This is a genomic window from Rhodococcus sp. P14, assembly GCF_000256505.1.
In the GTDB taxonomy this organism is placed as follows: Bacteria; Actinomycetota; Actinomycetes; order Mycobacteriales; family Mycobacteriaceae; genus Rhodococcus; species Rhodococcus ruber.
Window position 1 is genome coordinate 1 of record NZ_AJFC01000408.1, and the last position, 4,532, is coordinate 4,532.

5 protein-coding genes are annotated in these 4,532 nt (G+C 68.8%); 2 read left to right on the top strand and 3 right to left on the bottom strand.

The annotated features are described in order from the left end of the window. Positions 1-62: 62 nt before the first annotated feature. Positions 63-1,607 (bottom strand): adenylate/guanylate cyclase domain-containing protein, encoded by a 1,545-nt coding sequence (locus tag OEY_RS0127680; protein WP_026138157.1) that lies wholly within the window; start codon positions 1,605-1,607, stop codon positions 63-65. Between the two features lie 43 nt (positions 1,608-1,650). Between OEY_RS0127680 and nucS the strand changes: the two genes are divergently transcribed. Together nucS and OEY_RS31365 are read left to right on the top strand one after the other, a co-directional pair. Further along, on the top strand, positions 1,651-2,325 hold the full coding sequence (nucS, locus tag OEY_RS0127685) for an endonuclease NucS (RefSeq protein ID WP_010596964.1): 675 nt from the start codon (positions 1,651-1,653) through the stop codon (positions 2,323-2,325). 1 nt (position 2,326) lies between these two features. Further along, the gene (locus OEY_RS31365) at positions 2,327-2,647 is read left to right on the top strand and encodes an ATP/GTP-binding protein (RefSeq protein WP_072786587.1); all 321 of its coding nucleotides are present in this window, start codon (positions 2,327-2,329) and stop codon (positions 2,645-2,647) included. A 51-nt stretch (positions 2,648-2,698) separates the two neighbouring features. Here OEY_RS31365 and OEY_RS0127690 read toward each other — a convergent pair whose 3' ends face one another. Both OEY_RS0127690 and mce read right to left on the bottom strand, forming a co-directional pair. Next, on the bottom strand, positions 2,699-3,787 hold the full coding sequence (locus OEY_RS0127690; RefSeq protein ID WP_010596965.1) for a hypothetical protein: 1,089 nt from the start codon (positions 3,785-3,787) through the stop codon (positions 2,699-2,701). A 107-nt stretch (positions 3,788-3,894) separates the two neighbouring features. Continuing rightward, positions 3,895-4,377 (bottom strand): methylmalonyl-CoA epimerase, encoded by a 483-nt coding sequence (gene mce, locus OEY_RS0127695; RefSeq protein WP_026138156.1) that lies wholly within the window; start codon positions 4,375-4,377, stop codon positions 3,895-3,897. Between the last annotated feature and the right edge of the window lie 155 nt (positions 4,378-4,532).

Genomic DNA, 4,532 nt, shown 5'->3' on the forward strand with positions numbered 1-4,532 from the left:
GGGGGCTTCCGGCATTTCCGGGTCCGCCGGGACCACCGAAAGCCCTGGAAATGCCGGCGGGGTCAGTCCGCCGACGGCACCGCCAGTCGGGTCACTTCCGACCGCCCGCGCAGGGTCACTTCACCTTTCGGCGCCCATCTCGTGCGCTCGTGATCGGCGGCCGCCTCTACTGCCCGGGACGAGGCGACGACGTGGCCGGGGATCGTCTTGGCCAGATCCGAGAGTCGCGCAGCTTCGTTCACCGGATCGCCGATGACCGTGTACTCGAACCTCTCGTGAGCCCCTACGTTTCCGGCCACTGCGAGTCCGGCTGCGACCCCGATCCCCGCCTCGCACTCGGGGACGTCGGTGCGCAGTCGATGTGCCATCGTCCGGGCGGCCACCAGGGCGTTGCCTGGCGGATCGTCCATTGCCACCGGGGCGCCGAAAATGGCCAGTGCCGCGTCGCCCTCGAACTTGTTGACGAAACCGCCGACGCGGTGGACCTCCTCGACCACGACTTCGAAGAAGCGGTTGAGCAACTGTACGACCTCGGTCGGCGGACGATCTGCAGCCATTGCCGTTGAACCGATGATGTCGATGAACAGCACCGCGACATCACGTTCTTCGCCGCCGAGCCGCGGTGACGAGGCCAGCGCCGCCCGGGCGACGTCCTGCCCGACGTGCCGGCCGAAGACGTCGCGGATCCGTTCGCGCTCACGCAGGCCGTCGGCCATGCGATTGAATCCGGCCTGCAATTCGCCCAGTTCCGTCCCGTCGTAGACGACGACCTCCGCATCGAGGTCGCCCCCCTCGATGCGGGCCATGCCCGCCCGCACGGACTCGATCGGCGCGATGCTTCGCCGGGCGGTGAGGAACATCAGCAGCGATCCCAACACCAACGCCAGTCCGCCGATCGTCAGGATCGTCACCGCGAAGCGGACGGGCGACACGGGACGGACGAAGCTGAAGACCGCGACGAGCATCAACCCGATGACGGGAACGGCGCTGCCCAGCACCCACGCCACCATGATGCGTCCGCTGGTGCCGGTGAGACGGCGCCGCGGGGTCGCGCCGGCCTCGAGGGCCCGGGCGGCGATCGGTCGCAGTGCGAACTCGCTGAAGAGGAAGACGAAGCCACAGACCGTCAGTCCCGCGAGAGCAATGGTGAACGCGACCTTCGGGATGGTGCGCGGATCGAGCACCCCGAAGGCGGTCGCGAACAGCACCAGTCCCAGGGCCCAGAACGCGCCCTGCTGGGCGGTGAGCCGCATCGGTAACCGCATCGTGGCGCGACGTTCCTCCGGCGAGGGATCCCGGTCCTCGAGGATCCAGCGCAGTTGTGCGAGCCCGCGTCGCGTCCCGACGATCGTTCCAAGGACGATCGCCCCCACGACGTACACCGGCGCGACGACACCGGTGACGACGACGAACTCCGGGCGCAGCACCGAGGGACCCGGGATGACGACATTGATCAGTACCGCCGTGATCGCAGCACCCGCGATGTTCGTGCCCAGCAACAGCAGGGTGAGCAACGTCTGCACGCGAACACGTTGGCGCTGGACGGATTCCGCGGGTGCGCCGAGCAGCGGTGAGCCGAGTGGCGAGATGCGACGAGTGCGAGGCATGGTCGTTCGAGAGTAGTCCGGGGCGATCCTCTAGGGTGGCAACGTGCGCCTTGTGATTGCCCGCTGTCGAGTCGACTACATCGGACGTCTGACGGCACACCTGCCGATGGCGCGTCGGCTGCTCCTGGTCAAAGCCGACGGATCGGTCAGTGTGCACGCCGACGACCGCGCCTACAAGCCCCTGAACTGGATGAGTCCGCCGTGTTGGCTGGTCGAGGAGTCCGCGGAAGATGCGAACGCTCTGTGGGTGGTGACCAACAAGGCGGGTGAGCAGCTGCGCATCACCATCGAGGAGATCGAGCACGATTCCAGCCACGAGCTGGGCGTGGATCCCGGCCTGATCAAGGACGGTGTGGAGGCGCACTTGCAGGAACTGCTCGCCGAGCACGTCGAAACCCTCGGGCGCGGCTACACCCTCGTCCGGCGTGAGTACCCGACGGCCATCGGTCCGGTGGACCTGCTGTGCCGGGACGCGGACGGCGGCACGGTGGCCGTCGAGATCAAGAGGCGAGGCGAGATCGACGGCGTCGAACAGCTCACGCGGTATCTCGAGCTGCTCAACCGGGACCCGCTGCTCGCGCCGGTCAGCGGTGTCTTCGCGGCACAACAGATCAAGCCGCAGGCCAAGACCCTGGCCACCGACCGCGGTATCCGCTGCCTCGTGCTCGACTACGAGGCGCTGCGCGGCACCGAGAGCAACGAGTTCCGGCTGTTCTGAGATGCCGCGCCGCAATACCCCCCGATCACAGCGCAGGCGCCGGCCCGAGACCGGCGCGTCGGCGTTCTCCGGGGCGACGTCCCGCACCGAATCGGGCCCGTGGGGTGCGGAATCCGAGCGTTACACCGTGCGCACCGTCCCCGGCTCGCGAGCAACGAAGGCGTACCGGTGCCCCGGATGCGATCACGAGATCGCGCCGGGAACGCCGCACGTGGTTGCCTGGCCCGCCGACGACATAGGGGGAGCAGACGAACGCCGGCACTGGCACAACGGCTGCTGGTCCGGCCGCGGCACCCGCGGACCGACCCGACGGTGGTCCTGACGGCTCGCCGTCGTGGTCCTGACGGCTCGCCGTCGTGGTCCTGACGTCGGCTCAGTTGCGGACCTTGCTGGCCACCGCGGGTGACCGGCCGAGCCGGTCGGTCGCAGGTGCTTCGTTGCCGGACCGCTTCCCCTGTTCGCCCGGCCCGCTCTTCCGGTCGCTGTCCTCGGACGTGCCGGCCGTCGCCGGCAGTTCCTTGGTGGCCGGTTCCTTCTCGGATTCTTCGGTGGCGATCTCCGTGGTCGCATCGGTGTCGCCGTCGGTGGTGGACGCGTCCCGGTCGCGGTCGAGCAGCTCACCTTCGCGCGTCACGGCAGCCAGCATCGAGGGCACCGCCTCGAGCTGACCGCGCACACCGTCCAGCTGGCTGAGGATGCGGCCACGCAGCACCCGCAGTTCCTCGGTCAGATCGCGGGCGTTGGCGATCTTCCGTTCGGACTGTTCGGTGGCGATCTCGAGCCGGCGTGCCGCCTCGCGTGATGCGATCTCGAGACGCTGTTCGGCCTCGGCCTTGCTGGATCGTTCGAGTTCGTCGAGAGCGCCGAGGACCTTGCTGCGGCGCTCGCTCATGGCGATCTCGAAATCCTGCTGAACCTGGTCCCGCTTGGCCTCCGCCTCCGCCGCGAGACGATCGCGCTCGGCTTCGGCGGCGGCGACGATCCGGGCGGCCTGGGCACGTGCCTCGGACATCGTCCGGGCGTGCTCGGCTTCGAACGCCTTACGCCGCTCGGCGAGTTCGGCGATCATCGCCTCGTAGTCGCCGCGCAGCCGGATGCCTTCCTGTTCGGCCAGGGAGATCATCTCGGCGGCATCGGCCTCGGCCCGGGCCCGCAGCTCGGACGCCTCGTCGGAGGCGAGGCGCAGCATGCGGGAGATTCGGTCGCTCATACCCTCGGCCGTGGTGGGCGGCACCGAGAGACGATCGACATCCTTGCGCAACTCGTCGATCTCGTTGCGAGCGTTCTCCAACTGTCTCGCCAGGTCGCGCGCCTGGGCGGCGGCCGCATCCCGGTCCGTCGCGGTCACGCGCAGCTCGGCTTCGAATCTGGCGAAGTAGTTGGTCACCTCGTCGCGGTCGAATCCCTTGCGCACGATCGAGAAGGGCAGGTGGCTGGGGGTGCGATCGCGATCGAAGACCATGGCGCCAATCTACCTGCTCGCGGCAGCCGGAGCTGCGCGTGCCGCCTCCCTGTGCTAATGCTGCGGCAGCGCACACCGGGCGGGTCGACCGGGCGGGACGCGGGTTGTCAGTGCGATCCGTGTGCGGCGGGTTCGACGAGTTCGACGAGCACGCCGCCGGCGTCCTTGGGGTGGAGGAAGTTGATGCGCGAATCGGCGGTGCCACGTCGCGGGGCGTCGTACAGCAGGCGCACGCCCCGGGCACGGAGCTCGGTGGACACGGCATCGATGTCGCTGACGCGGTAGGCGAGCTGCTGCAGGCCCGGGCCGCTGCGGTCGATGAACTTCGCGATCGTCGAGTTCTCGTTCAGCGGGGCGAGCAGCTGGATCGCGGTCGCGCCCTCGGGCGAGCCGGGAACCGACAGCATCGCCTCGCGCACGCCCTGCTCCTCGTTGACCTCCTCGTGGGTCGAGACGAGTCCGAGGTTCTCGGCGTACCAGGTGAGGGCGGCGTCGAGGTCGGGAACGGCGATACCGACGTGGTCGATGGCGGTCACGAGCCCGGAGCTCAGAGCCGCGAGCGGAGTCGAAGTGGGGGAGGTCTCAGTCATGAATAAAGACGTTAGCGCTAACGTTAGATCAGTATGCGCCGGGATGGGGCTCGTCCGCCCGCAGCCCCGCGCAGGAGCCGTGACCCCACCACCGGAGGAACCCTCGTGACCAGTTCTGTCATCGTTGCCGGAGCCCGGACCCCGATGGGGCGTCT

What these genes read in the sequence shown, in the direction of transcription:
- mce (WP_026138156.1), bottom strand. Translation starts at nt 4,377, where the DNA reads ATGACTGAGACCTCCCCCACTTCGACTCCGCTCGCGGCTCTGAGCTCC.
- OEY_RS31365 (WP_072786587.1), top strand. Translation starts at nt 2,327, where the DNA reads ATGCCGCGCCGCAATACCCCCCGATCACAGCGCAGGCGCCGGCCCGAG.
- OEY_RS0127680 (WP_026138157.1), bottom strand. Translation starts at nt 1,607, where the DNA reads ATGCCTCGCACTCGTCGCATCTCGCCACTCGGCTCACCGCTGCTCGGC.
- OEY_RS0127690 (WP_010596965.1), bottom strand. Translation starts at nt 3,787, where the DNA reads ATGGTCTTCGATCGCGATCGCACCCCCAGCCACCTGCCCTTCTCGATC.